5 protein-coding genes are annotated in these 3,898 nt (G+C 60.1%); 2 read left to right on the top strand and 3 right to left on the bottom strand.

The genetic code is table 11. The features are described 5' to 3' along the window. Positions 1–374 (bottom strand): cryptochrome/photolyase family protein (locus tag PF446_RS05460; RefSeq protein ID WP_298070234.1); only part of this gene is annotated, 374 nt, incomplete at its 3' end. Further along, the gene (locus tag PF446_RS05455; RefSeq protein WP_298070233.1) at positions 371–535 is read right to left on the bottom strand and encodes a DUF2256 domain-containing protein; all 165 of its coding nucleotides are present in this window, start codon (positions 533–535) and stop codon (positions 371–373) included. The genes PF446_RS05455 and PF446_RS05460, both read right to left, overlap by 4 nt. 135 nt (positions 536–670) lie before the next feature. Between PF446_RS05455 and PF446_RS05450 the strand changes: the two genes are divergently transcribed. Next, positions 671–1,210, top strand: a complete 540-nt coding sequence (locus PF446_RS05450) for a GNAT family N-acetyltransferase (RefSeq protein WP_298070232.1) — start codon at positions 671–673, stop codon at positions 1,208–1,210. A 211-nt stretch (positions 1,211–1,421) separates the two neighbouring features. After that, positions 1,422–2,375, top strand: coding sequence for a diguanylate cyclase (locus PF446_RS05445; protein WP_298070231.1), 954 nt, complete (start codon positions 1,422–1,424; stop codon positions 2,373–2,375). 204 nt (positions 2,376–2,579) lie between these two features. On the opposite strand, the gene PF446_RS05440 is transcribed toward PF446_RS05445, so the two are convergent. Next, a partial coding sequence (locus PF446_RS05440; protein WP_298070230.1) for a PDZ domain-containing protein occupies positions 2,580–3,898 on the bottom strand: 1,319 nt, incomplete at its 5' end.

Genomic DNA, 3,898 nt, shown 5'->3' with positions numbered 1-3,898 from the left:
ACGCCGTGCGGCAGCCCGCTGGCCTCGAAGGCATCCTTGAGCGCCTGCTCCACGCGCCACTCATCGGCTTCCATGCGCTCCAGACGCGTTGCCCCGAAATGCTCGATCAGCCAGGGCAGGTTGGCGGCGAAACTGTGCCGGTTGCGAGGATCGCCGATGCGCAGGTATTCGACCCGGTGCCCGACCCTGGCCAGTGCCTCGCCGAATTGGCGCATCGCGGCAAAGATTCCCAGTATCTTCTGCGCGTGATGGCGGACGTAGTCGGTTTCACTGCGCACCTCCATCAAGACGTAAACCACTTCATCCTGCGGTTCACGCAGCCAGTTGTGCCTTGCGTTCAGCTGGTCGCCCAGTATCAGACGAAGGCAGGTCATGGTCCGGTTGCCGGGGCGCGCGATGCCGATGGCTTCTGGCGACGGCAGCGTTCGCTGCAATAGCGCACCTGATCCCATACGCGCGCCCACTTCTTGCGCCAGGCGAACGGACGCTGGCACACAGGGCAGATTTTGTGCGGCAGGTCGGCTTTGTGATGCATGACACTGAGACCTTGAAAGCAGCACAACCGGGCAGTGGGCAGGCCTGGCATGTGGCGTGCATGGAGTGCGCTGCTCGAGGGCGGCGGATACTTGGGTTTGTTGCTACATACAGCCAGAATACCAACGATCTTGATATGCTCACGAACGAGGCCTTGAACAGCGTGCCAAGCCAAGCGTCGAATTGGGATCCGATCCGGTCATGCACGCCGGACGATGCGCAGGCGCTGTGCCGCGTCGTGCACGATCTCCAGCCCCTCACCGTGCACACGGCCTATACCTACTGGGTGCTGTGCAAGTATGCCGGAAACACCTGTTTCGTCGCCGAAAGACACGGCTCGCCGGTGGGTCTCGCCATCGGTTTGCTCTCGTCGACTGCACCGCGCACCCTGCTGATCTGGCAGATCGGCGTGGTCGGCGAGTTTCGCGGCACGGGCCTGAGTGACGCACTGCTCGACCACATGGCGGCGGCTGGAAAAAGCCTGCATGCCAAACGACTGGAGGTGTCCATTGCGCGCGACAACCGCGCCAGCAAGCGCGCATTGCTACGGTTGGCCGGTCGCCTGGGTGTCGAGCTTGAGGACATCGGGATGGCAAAGCTTCCCGGGGCATCGGCATCTGGCGAGGATTCCGAGGTCCTTTACAGGATTGCCCTTTTCAAATCCAATGACGGTTAGGCACGCTCCGTCCGGGCCCACGTTTCTCACGCCGGCTCATGCAGCACCATGCAGGGCCGTGCATCGCCCTGCAGGCGGCCCTTTTTCGCAACGTCGCATGCATGGACATCTGGTGTTGTAGTGTTTCCATAACAATCAGCGTACGGTCGTGGCCTGGCGATCAAGCTGTCGCCCGATACTCTTCCTGCAATGTTCCGGCAAGGCCCGCTGCATGCTCCGTACCTATGCATTTTTACGATCCGTCCTGGATACGATTCCCGATCATGTCGCGGTGATCGATACCAGGGGTGATATCCATTTCGTGAACCAGAACTGGGTCGAGTTCGGGCGCGAGAATGCCTGCCGGGTCGTGCCTGACTGGAAAGGGGTCAACTACCTCGACGCATGCGACAAGGCGGCGGCCATGGGCGATACGTTCGGCATGAAAGCCGCTTCAGGCATCCGCTCTGTCATGGCCTCCGAGGCTGATGATTTTTATTTCGAGTATCCCTGCCACAGTCAGGACGAAAAGCGCTGGTTCATGATGCGCGTCACGCCCTTTTACATGAAGGGCGAGCCCTACTACGTGGTTTGCCATCAGAACATCACGGAAAGAAAGATCGCCGAGGAGAAAGTGCTCAGTCTCGCGTTTCTGGATGGACTGACCCATATTCCAAACCGCAGGTATTTTGATACCTTCCTCGACGGTGAGTGGAAACGCTGCCGACGGCTGAACATGCCTCTCTCGCTTGTGCTGATCGATCTGGACCACTTCAAGTTGCTCAATGACAGCTACGGGCATCAGCAAGGGGATGAATCCCTGAAGCTCGTGGGCAGACTGTTGAAGAAGTACAGCAGAAGACCTGCCGATGCCTGTGCCCGGTACGGGGGCGAGGAATTCGCCATGGTCTACGGCAACACCACTCTGAGCCAGGCGGGCTTGTTGATGGAGTTCCTGCTCGAGGATATCCGGTCGCTGCAGATACCCAACGCCGCATCTCCAGCCGCTCCCGTCCTGACGGCAAGCATCGGTCTGTCCAGCACGATTCCCGGTGACGTCAACCGTCCGCAGCATCTTGTGAAAGCTGCCGATGACCTCCTGTATCAAGCCAAGGAAAACGGAAGAAACCAGCTGGCTTCCGGACGGCTCGGTCAAGTCGGGTTGCCCAGGGGCGGCACCTCCTGATCCGCTTGTAAAACGTCCATTGTCGACAAGCGGGCGTTTCTCCAACAAGCGACCTTTCGTGGACAGTTTTCCGGCAAGGTGATGATTGCCGTCGGCATCTGGTGCCGGCGCACCGGTCCCGGTGCGGCATGGGGGGTACTGGCTATTTGCTTCCGATGATAGATGGAACAACGCCCCCGGATTTGCCGGGGGCGTTGTTCATCTTCAGCGGGTGCTGTCGGGCAGCGGCGGCAACTTGGGATGGTAATTGCGCCAGGGCGGCCGGGTGTACTTCGGCTGCGGATTTTCCTTGAGCTGCTTGAGCGCAATCTCGACGCCACGTTCCAGCTGTGGATCGTGCCCCTTGCGCATCAGCTGGGGATCCTGCCAGACCGTGACGTCCGGGGCCACACCGTGGTTTTCCACTGGGAAGCTGCCGTCGATGCCTTCCACGGCGACCCGTGGCGAGGTGATGCTGCCGCCGTCCATCAGCTTGGGATACCCTCCGATGCCAACCAGTCCACCCCAGGTGCGTTCACCGACCAGGGTGCCGACCTTGTCCTTCTTGAAGTACCAGGGCAGGGCATCGCCGCCGGAACCCGAGAACTGATTGATCAGCATCACCTTGGGCCCGAAGATGGCCATCGAGGGGTCAACGTGCGGGGGGATCCAGCGCGAGACGATCAGCGACATGGGCCGACGTTCCAGGTACTGGATGATGTAGTCGGAAATGTCACCGCCGTGGTTGAAGCGCTCATCGACGATCACGCCCTTCTTGTCGACCTGCGAGAAGAAGTAGCGATTGAAGTTGGTGAAGCCGCCTTCTCCAGTATCGGGCAGGTAGACGTATCCCAGCTTGCCACCAGAAAGCTTGTTGACCAGGGCCATGTTGTGATTGATCCAGGCGACGTGACGCAAGCCGGCTTCGCTGGGAATGGTCTTGACCGTGATCTGGTGTGCGTCCTTCATGTCGGGATGGGGTCCGACAGTGAGCGTGACCTTCAGGTTGGCCAGGTCCTGGAACACCTTGTAGATGTTTTCATTGCCGCGGATCTGCTGACCGTTGACAGCCAGCAGATAGTCGCCGTTCTTCACCTTCAGTCCCGGCTGGGCCAACGGTGCGTAGATATCCGGGTTCCACGAGCCGGCGGAGAAGATCCGGGTGATGCGGTACCGGCCGTGTTCGACGGCGTAGTTCGCGCCCATCAGGCCGACATGGATCTGCTGCATCGTCGGCCTGTAGCCACCATTGATGAACATGTGCCCGACCGACATGTAGCTCATCATTTCCCGGAACAGGAAAGTCAGGCCATCGCGACTGGCAATGCCGGGCAGGTAGTGCGCAAACTCCTTCTGCGCGGCATCGATGTCGAGACCGTCGTAGTTGGGGTTGTAGAAATACGCCCGCTGCATGCGCCAGGCGTCGCGGTACATCTGGTCCCACTGTTGGTGGGGCACCACGAAGACCCGCTGCGATGCGATATCCAGCGACTGCGGCTTGGCGTCCTTCTTGGCATCGGAAATGAACCACTTGTGGCCTTTGC

It is taken from the genome of Oleiagrimonas sp., from assembly GCF_027858935.1.
Taxonomy (GTDB): domain Bacteria; phylum Pseudomonadota; class Gammaproteobacteria; order Xanthomonadales; family Rhodanobacteraceae; genus Oleiagrimonas.
The sequence above is the reverse complement of the archived record's forward strand: the minus strand, read 5'-3'. Positions and strand labels throughout refer to the sequence as shown.